At 46.0% G+C, this 21,668-nt stretch carries 16 protein-coding genes and 1 pseudogene; 6 read left to right on the forward strand and 11 right to left on the reverse strand.

All coding sequences use genetic code 11. The features are described 5' to 3' along the window. Window positions 1–8: 8 nt before the first annotated feature. From BDI_RS02515 to BDI_RS02525, 3 genes and pseudogenes are all read left to right on the forward strand, one after another. The gene (locus tag BDI_RS02515) at window positions 9–1,256 is read left to right on the forward strand and encodes a DUF1015 domain-containing protein (protein ID WP_005855651.1); all 1,248 of its coding nucleotides are present in this window, start codon (window positions 9–11) and stop codon (window positions 1,254–1,256) included. A 122-nt stretch (window positions 1,257–1,378) separates the two neighbouring features. After that, a pseudogene (locus BDI_RS02520) lies at window positions 1,379–2,010 on the forward strand (HAD family hydrolase). Between the two features lie 38 nt (window positions 2,011–2,048). Beyond that, entirely contained in the window at window positions 2,049–4,430 is a 2,382-nt protein-coding gene (locus tag BDI_RS02525) for a hybrid sensor histidine kinase/response regulator (RefSeq protein WP_011966038.1), read from the forward strand. Window positions 4,431–4,498: 68 nt separating this feature from the next. Here the strand turns inward: BDI_RS02525 and galE are convergent, their stop codons facing one another. The 9 genes from galE to BDI_RS02570 form a co-directional block, all read right to left on the reverse strand. Continuing rightward, a complete protein-coding gene (galE, locus tag BDI_RS02530) occupies window positions 4,499–5,539 on the reverse strand; it encodes a UDP-glucose 4-epimerase GalE (RefSeq protein ID WP_005855657.1) in 1,041 nt (346 codons plus the stop codon). Between the two features lie 25 nt (window positions 5,540–5,564). Beyond that, a complete protein-coding gene (gene rsxA, locus BDI_RS02535) occupies window positions 5,565–6,137 on the reverse strand; it encodes an electron transport complex subunit RsxA (protein WP_005855659.1) in 573 nt (190 codons plus the stop codon). 12 nt (window positions 6,138–6,149) lie between these two features. After that, the gene (locus BDI_RS02540) at window positions 6,150–6,734 is read right to left on the reverse strand and encodes an RnfABCDGE type electron transport complex subunit E (protein WP_005855661.1); all 585 of its coding nucleotides are present in this window, start codon (window positions 6,732–6,734) and stop codon (window positions 6,150–6,152) included. 17 nt (window positions 6,735–6,751) lie between these two features. Next, the gene (locus BDI_RS02545) at window positions 6,752–7,366 is read right to left on the reverse strand and encodes an RnfABCDGE type electron transport complex subunit G (RefSeq protein ID WP_008771710.1); all 615 of its coding nucleotides are present in this window, start codon (window positions 7,364–7,366) and stop codon (window positions 6,752–6,754) included. A gap of 2 nt (window positions 7,367–7,368) precedes the next feature. Next, a complete protein-coding gene (locus BDI_RS02550) occupies window positions 7,369–8,337 on the reverse strand; it encodes an RnfABCDGE type electron transport complex subunit D (protein ID WP_005855664.1) in 969 nt (322 codons plus the stop codon). 12 nt (window positions 8,338–8,349) lie between these two features. Next, window positions 8,350–9,681, reverse strand: a complete 1,332-nt coding sequence (gene rsxC / locus BDI_RS02555; RefSeq protein WP_005855665.1) for an electron transport complex subunit RsxC — start codon at window positions 9,679–9,681, stop codon at window positions 8,350–8,352. An 11-nt stretch (window positions 9,682–9,692) separates the two neighbouring features. Continuing rightward, on the reverse strand, window positions 9,693–10,625 hold the full coding sequence (locus BDI_RS02560) for a Fe-S cluster domain-containing protein (RefSeq protein WP_005855666.1): 933 nt from the start codon (window positions 10,623–10,625) through the stop codon (window positions 9,693–9,695). Between the two features lie 9 nt (window positions 10,626–10,634). After that, window positions 10,635–11,051, reverse strand: a complete 417-nt coding sequence (locus BDI_RS02565) for a SoxR reducing system RseC family protein (RefSeq protein WP_005855668.1) — start codon at window positions 11,049–11,051, stop codon at window positions 10,635–10,637. A 101-nt stretch (window positions 11,052–11,152) separates the two neighbouring features. Then, window positions 11,153–12,697 (reverse strand): DUF3078 domain-containing protein, encoded by a 1,545-nt coding sequence (locus tag BDI_RS02570; protein ID WP_011966039.1) that lies wholly within the window; start codon window positions 12,695–12,697, stop codon window positions 11,153–11,155. Between the two features lie 417 nt (window positions 12,698–13,114). On the opposite strand from BDI_RS02570, the gene BDI_RS02575 reads away from it, so the two are divergent. The 3 genes from BDI_RS02575 to BDI_RS02590 all read left to right on the forward strand — a co-directional run bounded on the left by BDI_RS02575 (window position 13,115) and on the right by BDI_RS02590 (window position 18,607). Continuing rightward, window positions 13,115–14,722, forward strand: a complete 1,608-nt coding sequence (locus tag BDI_RS02575; RefSeq protein ID WP_005855672.1) for a CTP synthase — start codon at window positions 13,115–13,117, stop codon at window positions 14,720–14,722. 10 nt (window positions 14,723–14,732) lie between these two features. Further along, window positions 14,733–16,634, forward strand: coding sequence for a membrane protein insertase YidC (gene yidC, locus BDI_RS02580; RefSeq protein ID WP_005855674.1), 1,902 nt, complete (start codon window positions 14,733–14,735; stop codon window positions 16,632–16,634). Between the two features lie 248 nt (window positions 16,635–16,882). Next, window positions 16,883–18,607 (forward strand): DUF6057 family protein, encoded by a 1,725-nt coding sequence (locus BDI_RS02590; protein ID WP_011966040.1) that lies wholly within the window; start codon window positions 16,883–16,885, stop codon window positions 18,605–18,607. A 16-nt stretch (window positions 18,608–18,623) separates the two neighbouring features. Here the strand turns inward: BDI_RS02590 and kdsB are convergent, their stop codons facing one another. Further along, a complete protein-coding gene (kdsB, locus tag BDI_RS02595) occupies window positions 18,624–19,376 on the reverse strand; it encodes a 3-deoxy-manno-octulosonate cytidylyltransferase (protein WP_005855678.1) in 753 nt (250 codons plus the stop codon). A 17-nt stretch (window positions 19,377–19,393) separates the two neighbouring features. Beyond that, window positions 19,394–21,664: a cation:proton antiporter gene (locus BDI_RS02600; protein WP_005855680.1), complete on the reverse strand. Its 2,271-nt coding sequence runs from the start codon at window positions 21,662–21,664 to the stop codon at window positions 19,394–19,396. Window positions 21,665–21,668: the final 4 nt, after the last annotated feature.

Consider the following 21,668-nt stretch of genomic DNA (forward strand, 5'->3'; position numbering starts at 1 on the left):
TAATTACCATGGCAAAAATAAAACCTTTCAAGGGAGTTCGTCCACCAAAAGAATTTATAGAGGAGGTGGCTTCCCGCCCCTATGACGTATTGAACTCGCAAGAAGCTCGTGCGGAAGCGGAAGGAAACGAGAAATCCCTTTACCATATCATTAAACCGGAAATCGATTTCCCAGAAGGGACGGATGAGCATGATCCGGCTGTTTACCTGAAGGCCGCCGCCAATTTCAATAATTTTCAGGAAAAAGGTTGGTTGGTTCAGGATCAGAAAGAATGCTATTATGTTTATGCCCAAACCATGAATGGCAAGACTCAATATGGGTTGGTAGTCGGGGCTTATGTTCCCGATTATATGAATGGCACGATCAAGAAACATGAGCTGACCCGCCGTGACAAGGAGGAGGATCGCATGAAGCACGTACGTGTCAACAACGCTAATATCGAGCCGGTATTCTTCGCTTATCCCGACAACTCAGAGTTAGACGCTATCGTAATGAAATATACGGCTCGTGAGCCTGAATATAATTTCGTGGCGAAATTAGACGGTTTCGGCCATACGTTCTGGATTATCGATGAGGATAAGGACATCGCCCGCATCACGGAGTTATTCGGGGAAATGCCTGCGTTGTATATTGCCGACGGACATCATCGTTCCGCCGCCGCTGCTTTGGTAGGAGCGGAGAAGGCCAAGCAAAACCCGGATCATAAGGGAGACGAGGAGTATAACTATTTCATGGCTGTTTGCTTCCCGGCCAACCAATTGACCATTATCGATTACAACCGTGTGGTAAAAGACTTGAACGGCTTGACCGAGGAACAATTCGTTGAGAGATTAACGAAAAACTTCGTGGTAGAGGAGAAGGGCTCTGCTATTTACAAACCGGGTGCCTTGCACAATTTCTCCCTGTATTTAGGAGGGAAATGGTATTCTTTGACCGCTAAGCCCGGTACGTACGATGACAATGACCCGATAGGCGTATTGGATGTCACGATCTCTTCGAACTTGATTCTGGATGAGATTTTAGGCATTAAGGATTTACGTTCGGACAAGCGAATCGATTTCGTGGGAGGTATCCGTGGCCTGGGTGAATTGAAACGCCGTGTGGATAGCGGTGAGATGAAGGTTGCCTTGGCTTTGTATCCCGTTACGATGAAGCAATTGATGGATATCGCCGATACGGGTAATATTATGCCGCCGAAGACGACGTGGTTCGAACCGAAGCTTCGCTCCGGTTTGGTGATCCATAAATTGGATTAAGTCTTATATACATAAATATAGCTTTGGATTGGGGTATAATCGTTGAAGATTATACCCTTTTTTATCCTTGTAACCTAGATATACGGAATAAATTGTATCTTTAGGACTTAAATAGTATCGCAATGGGTAAAATAAAAAATATAGTATTCGATCTGGGGGCGTTATCATAGATTTGGACCGGGATGAACCTGTTCGTCGTTTAATAGAGATTGGGGTCAAAGATGCCGATGGATTGATAGATCCTTACGAACAAAAAGGGGTTTTTCAAGATCTGGAGACCGGAAAGATCGGAGTAGAGGAGTTTTGTCGCTATTTACGGAAGCATACGGGTAAAGACCTTTCTTATGAGGATATTTGTTGGGCTTGGCTTGGCTTCATTGGTGGCGTTCCCCAATATAAATTGGACTACATATTAAAACTCCGTGAGAAATATCAAGTCTATTTATTGAGCAATACAAATCCGATCATACAGCTTGAATGGGCACAGACAAAAGAGTTTACGCCGGCGGGCCGTCCATTAAATGATTATTTCGATAAATTGTATCTCTCTTATGAAATCGGTGTCACGAAGCCAGATCGTGAAATTTTTGATCGCATGGTCTTGGATTCAGGAATCAGACCAGAGGAAACATTATTTGTAGATGATGGTAAGAATAATATCGTAGTGGGGCAGGAACTGGGGTTCCATACCTATCAGCCTTTGAATGGAGAGGATTGGAGAGGGAGGCTCGATGAAATACTCTCAAAATCATAGGATCTCTATTCCTCTTAATTAAATCTATATCATTGAAAATGACAAATACTACTTTAAATTTGGAAGAACTACTCTGTGGTGTAAACGAGCTAGTCGATACGCTTTGGATCGTCACATTAGGTAATGAAAAGGTTGAGATAGTCAAAGATTCGATGACTCCCGAAAGGGAAGGAGAATGTTTGGATTATACAGAACTTTGCCAGACTTACATTCAAGAATATGTATATCCTGCGGATTTAGGGAAATGGGAGGAGATCTTATCCTTGAATTCATTGCGGCAAATGGCGGCTAGCGGCGTAGCAAATAAGAAGTTCGACATGCGTTTCTGTAATGATTTGTTGGGTTTTGAGTGGCATGAGGCTTTTATTCGTATCTTGAAAGATAAGAGTGGAATTCCGGATCGTGTCATTCTTTTCAGCCGCTATGTGAATCATTGTCGCAAGGCACAGATCGTAGAGGCTGCCGTTCAGACTGAGTATGATTATGTCGTTTATATAGAGGCAAATACGAATAGCTATGTCATGTATACTTCCAATCGTGAAAGTGGGATGCCGGTCCCCCCGATAGCGAGTAATGACTATGAAAAAGAGGTAGCCGAGTTCCACCACAAATATGTGCCGGAGGATCAGCGAGATGAGTTAACCCGAAATCTTTCCCTAGATCATGTCTTATCTATCTTACAAAATTCCCGTGAGTATGTCTTGTTCTGTCAGGTGATGGAGAATGGCGTTTTTAGGGATAAGAAGTTGCGTTTTAGCTTTTTCGATAAGGAGAGGAATATACTTCTTTTGACCCGGACCGATATTATGGAGGTTCGTGAGGAAGAGCGGCAAAGGCAATTACTTCAAGATGCCCTACAAGTGGCTAAATCGGCAAATCAGGCTAAATCGGATTTCTTATCCCGTATGAGCCATGATATACGTACTCCGATGAATGCCATTATCGGTATGACCACTATCGCCAGTATGCATATCGACGATCGGGAGCGTATAGTGGATTGCTTGAAGAAGATTATGGTTTCTTCCAAATTGTTATTGAACTTGATCAATGAGGTCTTGGATATGTCTAAGGTAGAGAGCGGACATATTTTGCTGACAGACGAGGAGTTCGATATGGGCGAGTTATTGCAAAGCGTAATTACTATGGTTCAGACTTCGGTCAGTCAGAAGTTTCAGGATTTCCGGGTTCACTTGTTTCAAATCAAACATGAAAAGCTGATTGGCGATGTGCAACGGATTCAGCAAGTATTGTTGAATTTGCTGTCAAACGCCATAAAGTATACGCCGGACTATGGGAAAATAACACTTGAGATACGGGAAAAGCCAATTAAAAATGGTAATTATGGTTTATTTGAGGTTACGGTTATAGACAATGGTATCGGGATAAAGCCGGATTTCTTACACAAGGTTTTCGAACCATTTGAACGTGCGGAAGACGCAACCTTGCGGAATATACAAGGAACCGGCTTAGGCATGGCGATAAGCCGTAATATCGCTCATATGATGAATGGTGAGATTCTGGTGGAGAGTGAATATGGCAAAGGTTCCGTTTTTACATTTACGATGCAGTTGAAATTGCAGGATCAAGGGTGTTTTGAGGATGATCATTTAAGGGATTTACCGGTTCTCGTGGTAGACGATGATATCGTGTGTTGCGAGAACGCATGTATGAGGATTAACGAGATCGGTATGAAAGGTGAATATGCCATTTCTGGTGAGGAGGCTATCGGGAAAGTAGAGAGGGCACATCATCTTAATGATGACTATTTTGCCGTTATCCTTGATCTGAAAATGCCGGGAATGGATGGAATCGAGACCGCTACCCGTATCCGAAAAGTCGTTGGCCGGGATATTCCGATCATTATTCTTTCCGCTTATGATTGTCCGCATTTTGAGGAGATAGCCCAACGAGCCGGTGTCGATGGATTCATAAGTAAGCCGTTGATGAAATCCAAGTTATTTTATTTGATGAAAAGTTTCGCTATCAAGCAAGAGGAAAAAGAGGAAGAGACGGAGAAGCCTCAATATCCTTTCGGTAACTTTGAGGGTAAGCGGATCTTGCTGGTGGAAGATAATAGCTTGAATAGGGAAATAGCGACTGTGTTACTAGAAGAGACCGGTGCGGTGGTAGAGGAGGCGGAAAATGGCCTTGTCGCGGTGAATATGGTAAAAAACTCTAGTCCGGGATATTATGACTTGGTATTTATGGATATCCAGATGCCGGTCATGAACGGGTACGACTCTACTCGCCATATTCGGGCATTAGAACGTCCGGATATCAAGTCCATGCCGATAATAGCCATGTCTGCGAACGCATTTGCGGAAGACATCAAGTTGTGTAAAGAATCCGGAATGAATGAGCATATCGCTAAGCCGATCGATTTCGGGAAAGTTCTTGAGATCTTAGAGAAATACTTGTAGATATAAGGATATAAAAAAGGCCATATCTTAGCTAAGCGCTATCAGATACGGCCTCTTTTTTGTGTTATTTACTGGATGCCACGTTCTCTCAAACGTTTCTGCCAGTTCCATGCGGATTGCAGGGTGTCGGCTAAAGTCTCCTTGGCGGTCCAGCCTAATACCTTATTCGCGTGCTCCGGATTGGCCCATACCTTCTCGATATCACCTTCACGACGGCCCACGATCTTGTGCGGAACCTTAACGCCTGTTGTCTGCTCGAAGGTATTGATCAGTTCAAGGACAGAAACACCATTGCCGGTACCTAGGTTGAATATCTCGATATGCTCATCAGACTTATTCTCAAGCATACGGTCCATAGCGATTACATGCGCTTTCGCCAAGTCTACGACATTGATATAGTCACGGATGCAAGAGCCGTCTGCCGTATCATAATCATCGCCGAATACGCTTAATTCCTTGCGGATACCCATAGCCGTCTGTGTCAAGTACGGGATCAAGTTCTGGGGAACACCATTTGGCAACTCGCCGATCTCTGCGCTTGGGTGAGCGCCTATCGGGTTGAAGTAGCGCAAGATGATACTCTTGAAAGGCGCTCCCGCATGGATCGTATCCCGGATAATCTCCTCGTTGATCTGCTTCGTGTTTCCATAAGGAGACATAGCGGGTTTGATCGGGGCATTCTCGGTTACCGGCAAGTTCTCCGGATCCGGTTGTCCGTATACCGTACAAGAGGAAGAGAATACGATACCTTCGATATTGAATTCAGGCATCATCTCCAACAAGTTCACCAAAGTGACAATATTATTGCGATAATACTTCAAAGGCTGCTGTACGGATTCTCCTACCGCCTTGCTAGCGGCGAACAAGATAATGCCTTTGATGCCCGGATGAGCTTCCAATGCCTTGCGAGTACCTTCCTTATCCTTTAGATCCAATTGGATAAACTCCGGACGGATGCCCGTGATTTTCTCGATACCATCGAGCACCTCGATATTCGAGTTTGACAAATCGTCGATAATGACTACCTCATATCCGGCGTTCTGCAATTCTACTGTGGTGTGTGAGCCGATATAACCGGTTCCGCCCGCTACTAAAATCTTCTTTTTCATTCTAGTGTTCATTTAGATAAGTTTGTTATACGATACCCGAGAATCCCATAAAAGCCATAGCTAGCAAACCGGCCGTTATCAAGGCGATAGGAGTGCCTTTCATGCCTTCCGGAACATGCGTCATGGCTAGTTGCTCCCGAATACCCGCGAAGATAATCAAAGCTAGCGCAAATCCAATAGCGGTCGAGATAGCATATACCACAGATTCTAATAAATTATACTCTTTTTGGATTACAAGGATCGCCACACCCAAGATACAGCAGTTCGTGGTGATCAACGGAAGGAATACGCCCAACGCCTGGTAAAGGGCGGGAGAGACCTTCTTCAATATGATTTCCACCATCTGAACCAAGGCGGCGATGATCAAGATGAAACTGATCGTCTGCATGAACCCTAATCCGAAAGCGTCCAATATGTATTTTTGCACGAGGAATGTAACAATCGTGGCGATCGTAAGCACGAACGTAACGGCGGCTCCCATGCCTGCGGCAGTCTCCACTTTCTTAGATACCCCCAAGAACGGACAAATTCCCAAGAACTGTGCCAGTACAACGTTATTAACGAATACGGCGGCGATAAATATCAATATATATTCCATATGATCCGTTTATTATGCTTTACGCAGTTTGTTTACTATTGCTACCAGATAACCCAAGGCGATAAACGCTCCCGGAGCCAATACGAAGATCAGCGAACCATATTCCTCGGGCATCAAGGTTACGTTGAATAACTTACCGGTTCCCAAGAACTCACGGCAAGCGCCCAGCAGCGTAAGAGCCATCGTAAAGCCCAGTCCGATACCGATTCCGTCGAAAGCGGATGGGACTACGCCGTTCTTCGCAGCGAAAGCCTCGGCACGTCCTAGTACGATACAGTTTACCACGATCAACGGGATAAATAATCCCAAGCTAGCGTATAAAGCCGGGACGAACGCTTCCATGCACATCTGCACTACGGTCACGAACGTCGCGATCACAACGATATATCCCGGGATACGCACCAAGTCGGGGATTACGTTTTTCAAGGCGGAAATCACGATATTCGAGCAAATCAATACGAACATCGTAGCCAATCCCATACTCATGCCGTTGATGGCCGAAGAGGTCGTTCCCAAGGTAGGACACATACCTAACAGTAATACAAATGTCGGGTTCTCCGTGATGATACCATTCATCAATATTTTTAGATTACTCATTGTTCTGTCCTCCCTTTTTATTTGTTATCAGTTGAAGTGGCACCCGTTAGTCCGTCTACGCCAGCGAATGCGCTATACGCACGGTTCACGGCATCGAGGAACGCACGGCTGGAGATTGTCGCTGCCGTGATAGCGTCCACATCGCCACCATCTTTTGTTACTTTTAAGCCTCCGTCCGGAATCGTACGTCCCAAGACACTTTGCTTGTTCTTGTCCGCACGGAACCATTCTTGCATCTTGGCTCCCAAGCCCGGAGTCTCGGCGTGTTGCAATACGGAATAGTTCAAGATCTTGCCATCCATATCGAAACCTACGATAACCCGTATCTCACCGCTAAAGCCTTTTTTCGTATTACTCTCTACAGCTCCGCCAACGACTTGTCCGCCTTTCTTGGCAGGATAAATCTTGAGGGAATCACCATCGGAGGAGACGGCCATATAGACGTCCTCAGTCGGTTTGTTGTCGAACTCGGGAGCAACGGCTTTAATCGCTTCCTCCAAGGCGGTCGCTTTGGCTACCGCTATAGGGCCGGCGGTAAACTGGTTCACTCCGGCTAGGATCGCCCCTGCTACCAAGCAAATGCCTGTTAGTGAAAGGAGCATATTGGGTAATGTTGATTTTAATTTTGCCATGCTTACTTTCCTCCGAAATGTTTAGGTTTGATATAGCTGTTGATTAGCGGAGTAAATGCGTTCATGATCAGGATAGCGAACGACATACCTTCCGGGTAAGACCCGAACAAACGGATCACCGTGGTAAGGATTCCGATTCCCACGCCGTAGACAAGCATTCCGTTCTTGCTCATCGGCGAGGTTACGTAGTCGGTCGCCATAAAGATGGAGCCTAATAACAAACCACCGGATAATAAATGAACGAACGGGCTGGCGTATTGTACCGGATTCACCAAGTGCATGATGCCCGTGAATACGAATACGGTAGCCAAGATGGATACCGGGATCTGCCAAGTGATGATCTTTTTCCATAGCATGAATAAAAGACCGAGGATCAAGGCCACGGCGCTCACTTCACCGAGACTACCTCCCATAGCCCCTACAAGCATATTCCCGTAAGACGGAAGCTCGGTCACGCCCTCGTTCATCAACGACAGTACCGTCGCACCGGTCTGGGCGTCCGTATAAGTCATCGGGAAAACGTTCAAGGCATCTACCACCGGCCAAGTCGTCATCTGCGCCGGGAAGGAGATCAATAAGAATACACGTCCGACCAACGCCGGATTGAAAATATTATTACCTAATCCACCGAAAGACATCTTGCCGATGCCGATCGCCGCCAACGCTCCGATGATAATGATCCAGACCGGAAGGTTGGAAGGTAGGTTGAAGGCCAGCAATACGCCCGTCAGGATAGCGGAGCCATCGCAAAGGGTCGGTTCCTTTTTCATCAGGAATCGCTGGATCAAATACTCGAATATCATACAGGCCAGAACCGATACGACCGTAACGATCAACGCTCCCAGACCGAAGAAATAAAGGGATACCAAGAAAGCCGGGATAAGGGCAATCAGTACACCATACATATTTTTGCTTATGCTGTCGCCTCCATGGATGTGGGGCGAGGGCGATACGTATAAATTATTTTCCATGTTGCTCTTGTTTTATGACTTTCTAGACCGGATAATACCCATAACTTTTCCTTTACCCAACCGGATCTGATCCAGCAACGGACGGTTGGCCGGACAGGTATAACTACACGACCCGCACTCGATACAGTCGGTGATATAGTTCTTCTCCGCCAATTCCCAATTCTGGAATTCCGTGGCGTTCATCAATAGGGTAGGGTTCAATCCCATCGGGCAGACACCTACGCATTTGGCGCAACGGATGCAATCCCGGATCGGCTTGCGGACAGATTCCTCCGTTGTCAGTAATAAAACACCGGAGCTTCCTTTGCAAACCGGCACCTCGGCGCTGATCAACGCTTTACCCATCATCGGTCCGCCACCGATAATCTTACCCGTATTCTCGGGCAGGCCACCTGCGGCCTCGATCAAGCAACTGATCGGTGTTCCCATACGAACCAAGAAATTGGAAGGATTAGCTACCGCCTTACCCGTGATCGTCACCACACGCTCGAACAACGGTTTATTCTTTTGTACCGCCTCGTAAACGGCATAAGCAGTTCCTACGTTCTGTACCACGGCACCCGCCGAGATAGGAAGCGCACCACTTTTTACCTGACGGCGAATAACGGCGTCGATCAATTGTTTCTCGCCTCCTTGCGGATATTGTACCTTAAGCGGCATGATCTCTATACCTTTATAATTTACCGCCAACTTTTGCAGATGGGCGATAGCGTCCGGCTTGTTATTCTCGATACCGATCACGGCCTTGTTCACGTTGACCGCTTTCATTAGGATCGTGACACCGACTAGGATTTGCTCGCCTTTCTCCAGCATCAACGAATGGTCGGAAGTAAGATAAGGCTCACACTCCACGGCGTTGATGATTACGATCTCTGCCTTGTTTCCGGGAGGCGGCATCAATTTCACCTGCGTAGGGAAAGTCGCTCCACCCAGACCGACGATACCGGAAGCGGCGATCTTATCCACGATTTCCTTGGAAGACAGCGTGCACTCCTTCACTAAGGTCTCGCTGCGGTCGATCGTCTCTTCCCATTCATCACCTTCCACATCTATATAGATAGCGGGACGTTTGTATCCGCTAGCGTCGAGAGCGTTATCTATCTTGTTCACTTTGCCGGATACGGAAGAGTGGATGTTCGCTGATACGAAACCACCCGCCTTGGCTAGCAATGTACCCACCTTTACCAGATCCCCTTTCTTCACCACGGCCTGCGCTGGGGCACCGATATGCTGGCTGAGGGGGATAATCACCTGTTTAGGCGTAGCGAGAGCCGTAATTTTCTTACCGGCAGACAGTTTATTCTCGGGGGGATGTATACCTCCGATTCGAAATGTCCTTAGCATACTATTAGATTTTAATTTAGATTTGTTTTTTCTTCACTTGTAGCTTTCGGTGTGGCTTCCGGTTTCACGGTAGCCTCTGCCTTTGGCGCCGGTTTCACGGTCTCCGCTTTCGGAGCGGGAGCGGCTTCCTTGCGAGGAGGGAAATTCAGCTCATGAATAGCTCCTGTCGGACATACAGCCACGCATTTGCGGCATAAACGACACTTCGTATAATCGATATAAGCTACGTTATTTGTTACGGTGATTGCCTCGAACGGACATTCCTTGGCACATTTGCCACAGCCGATACAAGCGTTGGCACAAGCCTTGCGAGCGGCGGCTCCCTTGTCCTTATTTACGCAAGACACGTAAATCCGGCGTGATTTAGGTCCTTTCTTTCTTAGCTCGATGATATTCTTCGGGCAAGCCTTCACACAAGCACCACAGGAAGTACATTTTTCCTCGTCTACCTCGGCGATTCCCGTAGCCGGGTTGATGTGGATGGCGTCGAAAGCGCAGGCGTTCACGCAGTCGCCATAACCTAGGCAACCGAAAGAACAATTCGTCTCGCCTCCGTAAAGGGTAGAGGCGATGGCGCAACTTTTCGTTCCATCATAAGAGTTTGTACGTGGGCGGGCCTGACAAGTTCCGTTGCAACGGACAACGGCTACCATGGGTTCGGCTGTACCCGCCTCTTTACCCAGTATTGTAGCGACCTTGGCCATGACCGGGCCACCACCAACGGGGCAGAGCAATCCGTCTAATGAGTCAGCTTTTACGCAAGCGCCTGCGAATCCGGCGCAACCCGGATAACCGCAACCTCCACAGTTCGCCCCGGGAAGGACTTCCTGTACTTGTGCGATGCGAGGATCTTCGTAGACTTCAAATTTCTTGGAAGCAGCGTAGAGGAAAACCGCTCCGACCGCCCCGATTGCTCCTAATGAAATAACGGCAATTAAAATCATGATATATTATCAATTAAGTTTTTTCAAAGTAAATATAAATCGTCTTTTTAGTTTGTCACGCATTAAGTATAGTATACAGTAATAAGGCAGTAAAAGCGATAAACCGGTTAACCCGCTCGTGGTCTCGTCCCATTGTAGATTCGTCCCGATTACGATGGCCCCCACGACTATCACCAAAGGAATGACAAATGCTAGCAATACGGCCTGAAGTCCCATGGAATTTTGTCCGCATATTATCACTACCTCGTTTACGTGAAACCGTCCCGACCGATCGGGTACCTCAATGATCTTATCCTTTTTCTCGGATGCCGAGCACATAGACTGTGCGTGGCATCCCGAGCATGCGGATTGTTGGGTAATGCGGACGAAGACGGTGTCGCCATCGATCTTCTCTACAAATCCTGTATGATTTATACTTTCGCTCATATTTGTAATCTCGACATTGCAAAATCAAGGCAAAAGTAAGTATAATTTAGAAACTATGTCACGATTAACAAAGTTTATTATTCGAAATCTTAAATCCTAGCTTACCATTTGTAATTAAAACCGAAACTTAACAACTCATTAAGCTGGAAATAACTCTTGTTATCCTCTGTTTTTTCCACTCCATCGTCGTATCTAAGGTGAAAATAGATACGTGTGGAGAAAAAGCGGCTGATGGCCAGAACCAAGGTATTCTCGAACTCCCCGATGGTATGATCGCCGTAAGTGGTAAAGAAATAAAGACGGGATTGCCAGCTTACGTTACGGTTGAAATCGAAGGCGAGGTCTGCGCGGATCGTGGAACCTATTTGGCTTAGCTTGTTATTGAACTCACCGGTTTCCTCGTTTTTCTTGAAACCGTGACGGCTATAATCGATCTCTTGTGTCGTATACATATATGTATAGGAGATCGGCGCCAAGTTGGTGCTGAATTTAATCTTCTTATGCTTGTCGGTAAATTGTTTTTCCAGCTCGTATTTCATACCGAGACCGAAGTTGATAGAGAACGGGGCTAGGAATGCGGCCTGTTTGATGCGCTCGTTCTCTTGGTAGTTGGTGAAGAACTGGGTCTTGAACTCAGCGTCGAACGTATAGTACCATTTGTTGAACGCTTGGTAGCCGACGTTGCTGTGTATACGGAATACGTCGTCACCGATCTTATAGTTCCTTAAGGTATCCTTCGGTGCCGTATATACGCTGGCTTTGAATTCCAGTTCGTTCGTTACTTGTACCTTATCTTTCTTATAGTCGTATTTTAAATTGTTCTTGGTGAACAGGTTCAAGTTGCTACTTCCACCTTTATACCAGTTCTCCGAAACGTAGTTCTGGGAGAATTGGATGGCGCTCTCGAAGGCCGATATCCAGTATCTCCGCTCCGGGATAAAGCGGGCGGGAGCGTCTACGTCCTCAAAATTGGCATCAGCCTCCACCTTGATCGGCAAGTCCTCATAAATATTCTTCTTGATGAATTTAGGTTTGATTACCTCATTGGGCAGATCCCTCTCGGAGTAGCGGAAATAAGTCGGGTAATTGTTCTGTACATATTTGTAAGCCATCTCCTCGAATTGTTTGTTTCGTTCCAGATCTTTGAAAATGGAATCTGCCCGGTATAGGTTATCATAGGGAGTCCTCTCCTTCAACGAATCGAAGTTGTAGAATATCAAGTTCTCGGGTAAATAATCTCCCCGGAAAACGATCGGCATGAACAAAGGGTTTACGATCACGGTATCCCGGAAGGTCATCGTATTATCGAAAATCGTGGAGGCGTCTCGTACCAGACGGGCCCAATACATCGCCTCGTCCGAGATTTCCAGCTCGTCTTTCTTCAAGAAACGCAGTAAATTCGTGCTTGGGGCCAAGGGCTCCGAGTAAGTCTTGTTTTGCTTCTCGAATTGCTTACGAATGTCTACGATGTTGTCTAATTCCTCTTCGCTAAGATTGATCGCGGGAATCGTATCATCCGATACGACTTGCTGTGCGGGACGTTGAACTATCGTTCCGGTAACTAGCTGGTTCTCTTGACTGTATGCCGAGCCTCCAATTAGTGAAAGTAATAATAGCGCATACACACCATGCCTCTTCATCATCATAATACCTTATTTACATCTATTAGTTGTAGTGGTCGCAAAATTAGCTAAAAAGAATGATATATAACATACGATTTGATATTTATCTGGGCAAAAGTTACGATCACTGAGGCAAAGCAGGTGTGTCTAACGAGGCTTATACGGACTTGCCTCAGTACTCCGCTGGAAGTACTGGAATACTTCGCTCAAAGTACTTCAGTACTTCCTGCGTAGTACCGAAGTAATTCCATGAGAAGTACTGTCTTTAGTGCCGGGCTTCGGGTCGGGAATCGGAAGAGTCCTGCCGAAGCCCGGGTCAGTTCTGGAGATATTCAGCGAGAAATAAAAACATTAAATTTGGCATGTCTCGATGAAAATCGCTAACTTTGCGGTTTCGAAATGCAGGTGTGCAATTAAAAAGATAACTAAAATATTACTATCGTGGCAGATACAAAGTACATTTTCGTTACAGGCGGCGTGGTCTCTTCCTTAGGTAAGGGTATTATTTCCGCTTCTTTAGGTAAGCTCCTTCAAGCAAGAGGTTACAAGGTTACTATCCAAAAATTTGATCCTTACATCAACATCGACCCGGGTACGTTGAACCCTTATGAACATGGGGAATGTTACGTGACCGTCGATGGACATGAGGCTGACTTGGACTTGGGCCATTACGAGCGTTTCTTGAATGTCCAGACTACCCGTGCGAATAATATCACTACCGGACGTATCTATCAAAGCGTGATCAACAAGGAGCGTAAGGGGGATTATCTGGGTAAGACGGTGCAGGTGGTGCCTCATATCACGGATGAGATCAAGCGTAACGTGAAATTATTGGGTAGCAAGTATAAATTTGACTTCGTGATCACCGAGATCGGTGGTACGGTGGGTGATATCGAGTCTCTGCCTTTCATAGAGAGCGTTCGCCAGTTGAAATGGGAGCTGGGCAAGAACTGCCTTTGCGTACATCTTACTTACGTGCCTTATATCGCCGCGGCGAAAGAGTATAAGACGAAGCCTACGCAACATTCCGTGAAGCAATTGCAGGAATTAGGCATCCAGCCAGACGTGTTGGTTTTACGTACGGAGCATGAGCTGAACGCGAACTTGTTACGTAAGGTGGCGTTGTTCTGTAACGTGGCCGAGGATTCCGTGATCCAGTCGATCGACGTACCGACGATCTACGAGGTTCCTTTGGTATTGCAACGCCAGAAGATGGACGAGGTGGTCTTGCGTAAGGTCGGTATGGAAGTCGGCCCGACTCCGGAGTTGAAGCCTTGGAAGGAATTCCTTGCCTTGAAGAGCACGGCTACGGATACGGTGAAGATCGGTTTGGTTGGTAAATACGTGGAATTGCAAGACGCTTATAAGTCGATCGACGAGTCTTTGTTGCAAGCCGCTATTTACAATCATCATAAACTGGATTTGCATTTGTTCCATTCGGAGAAATTAAATAACGAGAACGCCGCCGAGCAATTGAAGGATATGGATGGTATCTTGATCGCCCCCGGATTCGGGCAGAGAGGTATCGAGGGCAAGTTTGCCGCTATCAAATACGCTCGTGAGCATGATGTCCCTTGCTTGGGCATCTGCTTGGGTATGCAGTGCATGGTGATCGAGTTTGCGCGTGACGTGTTAGGTTTGGCGGATGCCAACTCTACGGAGATGGAGCCGAATACGGCACATAAGGTGATCGACTTGATGGAGGAGCAGAAGAACGTTACCAATATGGGAGGTTCCATGCGTTTGGGCGCTTACGACTGTATGCTGAAAGAGGGCTCCAAGGTATTGGAGGCATACGGCAAGGAGCATATCCAAGAGCGTCATCGCCATCGTTTCGAGTTCAACAACGAGTATAAGAAGCAATACGAGGCCGCCGGTATGATGTGTACGGGTGAGAATCCGGAGACAAATCTGGTAGAGGTGGTAGAGATCCCCGCCTTGAAATGGTTCGTGGGCGTTCAATATCATCCGGAGTACAACAGTACCGTGGTGAATCCGAATCCTCTTTTCCTCAGCTTCGTGAAAGCTGCTATCGAAAATAAAAAATAATTGGTGATAAATGGATAAAAACACATTAATAGGTTTTCTGCTGATCGGTGTCGTATTATTCGCGTTTAGCTGGTTCAACCGGCCAACGCCTGAGCAGTTGGAGGCACAGCGCCGTTACCAAGATTCAATCGCGAAGATTGAGTATGCTCAGCAACTGGAGTTGCAGAAACAAGAGAACAAGAGTGCTTTAGTGGAGGATTCGTTGGAGAACCTGCCGGACTCGGTACGGGCGCAACGTTTGCAGCAGAGCTTCGGCGTATTCGGCGACGCTATGGTGGGCACGGAAGATTACACGACCCTGCAAAATGACGTGGTCGAGCTGCGTATCAGCAATAAGGGCGGACGTATTTGTTACGCACGCTTGAAGGAGTATGATACGTATAATGACGAGCCTCTCGTTTTGTTCGACGAGAAAGAGTCTAATTTTAATTTCACGTTGGTCACGGCAACGAACCGTGTCGTGAATACGAGCGATTTGTATTTTACCCCGGTTAAAGGTAATGACCCGAATTCCGTGATCATGCGTTTGAACACCGGCGAGGGTAGTCATCTGGATTTTACCTATACCTTGAAACCGGATGATTATATGGTGCAATACCAGATTCTGGGTACGGGATTGAACGGTGTCTTGGCACCGAGCACGAATGCCTTGGATTTATTGTGGGAGCAGGATATCCGCCAACAGGAAAAAGGACGTAAGTTTGAGGATCGCTACGTGACCTTGAACTACAAGTTCATGGCGGACGACGTGGAACACCTGAGCGAGTCGAAGAGTGACAGCAAGCAGATCCCGAACCGCTTGAAATGGATCGGTTATAAGGATATGTTCTTCTCTACCGTATTGATCTCGCAAGAGGGCTTTGAGGCTACTACCTTAGACTCGAAAGCGATTCCGGAGGGGGATGTGTTGAAACAATTCAAGACGACCGCTTCCGTACCTTTCGACTTGCAAGGTAAGGAGGCCACGAACCTGTCCTTTTATTTCGGACCGAATAAGTTCGCCTTGTTGAAGTCCTTCGATAAGGGAGTCTCTGCCGAGCAGCAACTGGATCTGGAGAAGTTGGTTCCGCTAGGCTGGGGTATCTTCCGCTGGGTGAACCAATATTTCGTGATCCCCTTGTTCGACTTCTTGGGTAAGTTTATCCATAATTATGGTATCTTGATTCTTTTGATGACTATCATCGTGAAGATCATCCTTTTCCCGTTGACGTATAAGTCTTATATGTCGTCCGCCAAGATGCGTGTATTGCGTCCGCAAGTGGAGGAGATCAACGCTAAGTATCCCGGACAGGATAAGGCTATGGAACGGCAGAAAGCGACGATGGAGCTATATAGCCGTGCGGGGGCGAGCCCAATGAGTGGTTGCTTGCCGATGTTGTTGCAGATGCCGATCTTAATCGCTTTATTCATGTTCTTCCCGTCGGCGATCGAGTTACGTCACCAGAGTTTCCTTTGGGCGCACGACTTGTCTACTTACGACGCTATCTTTAGTTGGAATAAATATATTCCGATCATCACTCCGTATTTCGGAAATCACATCAGTTTGTTCTGTTTGTTGATGACGATCACGAATATTTTTTATACCAAGTATAATATGGAGATGACGAATACCGGGCAGCAACAGATGCCGGGCATGAAGGCCATGATGTACATGATGCCGTTGATGTTCTTGGTGTTCTTCAACCAGTATGCTTCCGGTTTGACGTATTACTATTTCATCTCTACGTTGATCACAATCGTGCAGACATTGATCTTCCGCTATACGATCAATGAGGATAAATTGTTAGCTAAGTTGGAGGCAAACAAACGGAAACCGATGAAGAAATCCGGTTTCATGAAACGTCTGGAAGAGGCTCAACGAGCACAGCAGGAGACGTTGCGTAAACAACAAGAGGCTAAGAAAAAACGATAGGATAATAGTAATTGTTGTCCTTGAAAAAGGTCCCTTTATCTGCTTATTGGTAGATAAAGGGACTTTTTTGTATATCTTGGCTCGTCTACTTGAAAAACAAGACGTCTTGATCATGATTCTATTTGTTTATTTGTATTTATTCAAAACTTTTTGTTTGTTTGCATTGTTTTGTATTCAAAAGATTGATGAGGAAATTGATTTTTTCTATATTGAGGAAATAGGGAGGTTATAAATAAGAGATTTTGTCAATGACAAAAAATGAACGATCGCTTCAATGGGTAATAGCGGGAATATTCTTCGTAGTATGCTTTGCTTTCTTTCAATGGATTTACCCAAACCATTTGTTCTTCAAAGAGCAGATGAGGATTTTTTTGTATACCACCGATTATTTTATTTCGTTCTGGGATGAGCCGGCTTGGTTGAGCTGTTATGTGGGGAATTTCTTGATACAGTTCTTCCATTTGACTGTGATAGGCCCGTTAATCGTGACGTGCGTGTTGTTGCTCTTATGGTACTACTCTATGCGGGTTTTACGCAAGTTCGGGAATGGTAATATGGTCTCCATATATGCGTTGTTTCCGGTAGCGTTAGAGTGGGGATTGATTTGCCGGTTGTCGTATAGTATAGCGTCTACGCTTACGTTGATTTTCGTGCTATGGCTCTTCTTGGGATACATCCGGATTAAGAATAAGAGAACGTCCGTTTGGGTGGCTTTTATACTTCTTCCCATAATTTATAGCATGGTCGGTAGCCGGCTGTTTGTCTTCTCCTTGATGGTGATATTCTATGAGGGAGCCAAGAATAGGAAACGGTGGTGGTTCTGGCTTTCTCTTTTGTTATCGAGTTATTTATATCCGTTGTTCATGCGTCATTTTTATGGATTGAGCATTGAGGAGGCCTATAAATATTCCCATGTGGATGGCTTGAGCGTATATTTCCCCGCTTTAGCGTTGATTCTAGAGATATTCGCTTTGGAGATTAAAGGTATACGTAGGATACGTCTGAACCGGCATAGCTTGCTTATAACCTTTTTAGTCGTATTTGGATTCTTTTCATTTGTTATAGCGGGTACGAACCGGAAGCGGGAAAAGGTTCTGGCAGTAGACCAAGCGATCTATAGGGGTGATTGGGAGCGAGTCTTGGATTTGTCTGCCGGATTTGATTCTCCCGATATCTTGGTAAGTTATTATAGGAATATCGCTTTCTCCAAGAAGAACGAGTTGCCCCAGAATTTGATGGATCATTATCAACGAGGGGCGGACGCCTTGTTCTTGCCGATCGATTTGAGGTCTTCTATACTTCCCGTGTTTTTCAGTAATGAGGTGTATTATCAATTGGGAGATATGGATATGGCCCGTCACCGGGCGATCGAAGGAATCTTGTTCAGCCCTAAACAAAGAAGCGTACGGCAGATCAAGCGGCTGGTGGAGATTGATATGCGGCGAGGGGATATTGAGGAGGCTAGAAAATACCTGAACCTATTGGACGCGACGTTATTTTATCACTCATGGGCAAGGTCGAAGGAGGAACAGTTGAAGGGTGAGGAGACCTTGTCGATGGAGAAACGTTTGCCGAGGAAAAGTGATTGGGAGCGAGAGCACGACATACTAATGTCCATATCCGATTATCCGGGCGTACTGTCAAGTTTGGTGGCGGAATATCCGGAAAATAAACAGGCATTGGATTATTTGTTGTGCTATTATTTACTGAACGAGAATTTGAATAGTTTTAAGAATACGTTCGATACTTATTATAAAGGAAAATTTGAGGTTGTACCCCGTTTGTACGAGGAGGCTTTGGTACAAGTCTTATCTAAAAGCTCGGACGAGGAGGTGGCCGGTTATCAGATACCTCAAGATGTTATCGAGAATTACCAAGATTACATCCATTGTAAATCGGGTAGAAAAGCAAAGGAGGAATTACGAGAACGTTATTCCTCCACCTATTGGTACTACTCTGACTATATTCATTGAATAATAGTGTAAGTGATCAGCGGTTCGCAAGGAAGGCTAAGGCTTTCTCCATGTCCTCCGGTGTATCTATACCGATCGTTTCTTGCTCTGTGATGCCGACCTTGATTTTATATCCGTTTTCCAACCAGCGTAATTGCTCAAGGCTTTCCGCCAGTTCTAAAGCGGATTGAGGTAATTGGGTGATTTCTTTCAGCACTTGCGCACGATAGGCATATAACCCGATATGTTTGTAAAAGGTATGACTCGGCAACCATTCCGTATATTTCTTGCCCCGGATATAAGGAATAATAGATCGACTGAAATACATAGCCTCGTTGTTTTTGTTGAGTACGACTTTCGGGGAATTGGGATTGAATAGGGAACTCTCGAAATCATCGTCCGAACGGAAAGGCTTTACCAATGTCGCTATTTGCGTGTTTGCGTCGGCGAAGCAGGTTTTGATCGTCTGGATTTGCTCGGGATGGATAAAAGGCTCGTCACCTTGGATATTGACAATCACATCATACCCTTCGCCTATTTTCTGATAAGCCTCGTAGCAACGATCCGTACCGCTACGATGTTGATCGGAGGTCATGACGACTTGGCCGCCGAAGGCTTTAACCGCATTCTCTATCCGGATATCGTCGGTAGCTACGCAAACGGAGTCTAAGACATCCTTTACTTGCTCATATACACGTTGTATCATGGGCTTTCCGTTCATATCCGCTAATGGCTTCCCCGGAAAACGGGTAGAGGCGTATCTCGCCGGAATAATTCCTATAAACTTCATCATTCTATATCATTTTGTTAACTGGTTACTACTTTTCCTTCGCTTAACTGGATCAACTTATCCCGTTCGCCTACGATCCATACGATATCTCCTTCCTCGAAAACCGTACTAGGAGGCGGATTCTTGATCGAGCTACTTCCACGTTCGATACCGATTACCAAGCAAGCGGCTTTATCACGGATACCGGACTCTATGATGGAGCGGCCGATCAATCGGGAACCTTCCGAGATAATGATTTGCTCCATATTCATCTCTTCCTTTCTTGTGTTCGATTGCTCGGCGTATGATTTCTTGTAGCGTTCCTCCAGATATTTCCTAAAGTGCTCCAGATCATCATCTGCGCCAACTACTACCAGTTTATCGAACGGGTAGAGCCGCTCGTCTCCTCCCGGTATGTTGATTCGCTTCTCTCCCCGGATAATCGTTACGATATTTACGTTGCACTTTTGCCTGAAGTTTAATTCTTTCAGGCTTTTTCCCATACTGGGGGAATTCTGCTTCACCTCGAAATCTGCTAAATGGAGATCTCGTTCTAATAAGTGGTTCGCGAAACGCTGGTTAATCGGGGCTTTTCGCTCTTGCTCCATTTCTCTCGCTACAAGGTTACTGAAAAAATGCCGTTCCATCAAGATCGACTGCCTCTTTAGCCGTTTGGAGAATATCATTAATACGATAACAGCGGAGGCGACCGCCAGCATAATTCCTAGCGCAGCATTCAATAACCGTGCGACAGGAAGCATGACGAGACCGATACAGAGCAGGATTCTGAGGATCACGAGTGATACTAGGGGACCCCGGTTATATTTATTATCGTTCCATAATTGCTGGAACTCCACGGAATGATTCTTTTTCATCATGATCGCCCGCAACATCGGGGAGATCAGAGCTAGGATTAAGATCAAGGAGATTAGACTTCCTTGGATGCCGGGCAAATGTTTACAGATGAACGGAGTCACGATTTGTAGCCATAAAAAGATAAGTACTAGGCAGACGGCGGTATAAGTACCGACGATGCGGACCAAGGCTTTTAGTAACTTATTCCATGCGCTTTTTTGACGGATCGTATTGGAACCGGATGAATATCGCTCCAAGAACTGTTTCCAATTCTCCGGTATGATCCGCTCCGCCCATTTGTAGGTAGGTTCCGCTAGCCGGATCATATAAGGTGTGAAGAATGTCGTGATCACGGATACGGCGACAACGATCGGATACAGATATTGATCCGTCACGTTTAATGATAGTCCCAAACCTGCGATGATGAAGGCGAATTCTCCGATCTGCGCTAACGAGAAACCAGACTGGATGGCTATTTTTATCGGTTGTCCGGACAGTAATACTCCGAAACTGGCGAAACAAATCTGTCCGGCCATGACTACGAGCGTGATAATGAAAATCGGGATTTTGTACTCCCAGAGCATCTGAGGATCGATTAACATGCCTACAGACACGAAGAAAATCGCTCCAAATAAGTCTTTTACGGGTTTTACCAAATGCTCGATCCGTTCAGCGTCAATGGTCTCGGCCAAAATAGAACCCATGACAAAAGCTCCGAGAGCCGATGAGAATCCGGCTTTTGTGGCGATCATAACCATACCAAGGCATAGCCCGATGCTCACGATCAACAGAGTCTCCTCATTTAGGAAGCTTTTTGCCTTTTTCAGAAAAGAGGGGATCAAATAGATCCCGACAACGAAACAGAATAAAAGGAAAATGCCTAATTTGACCACGCTATCCAGCATCTCCATGCCTTCCACGTGTTTACTTACCGCTACGGTAGAAAGTAATACCATTAATAATACGGCGAATAGATCCTCCACCACCAAGATACCGAATACGACACCGGCGAATCGTTGGTTACGCAATCCCATGTCGTCGAATGCCTTGAAGATAATCGTCGTGGAAGACATCGATAACATACCTCCGAGGAAAAGACTGTTCATATGTCCCCAACCCAGTGATAAGCCCGTGATATATCCCGCTGTCATCATACCTATAACAACGGTTATGGCTCCAATGACGGCGGTTCCTCCCACCTTCATCAACTTCTTGAAACTGAAATCGAGCCCCAAAGCGAATAACAGGAAGATAACGCCTATATCAGCCCAGATACGGATACTTTCCACATCTGTAACTGTCGGTATTTGCTCGATGGAAGGTCCGGCGAGTATTCCGGCTACGATATACCCCAATACGACCGGTTGCTTTAACTTTTTGAATAACAGGGTAACCAACCCGGCGGATATGAGTATGACCGCAAGATCTGATATTAGCGCAGGTATCTGAGACATCGTT

This window comes from Parabacteroides distasonis ATCC 8503 (assembly GCF_000012845.1).
Lineage (GTDB): Bacteria > Bacteroidota > Bacteroidia > Bacteroidales > Tannerellaceae > Parabacteroides > Parabacteroides distasonis.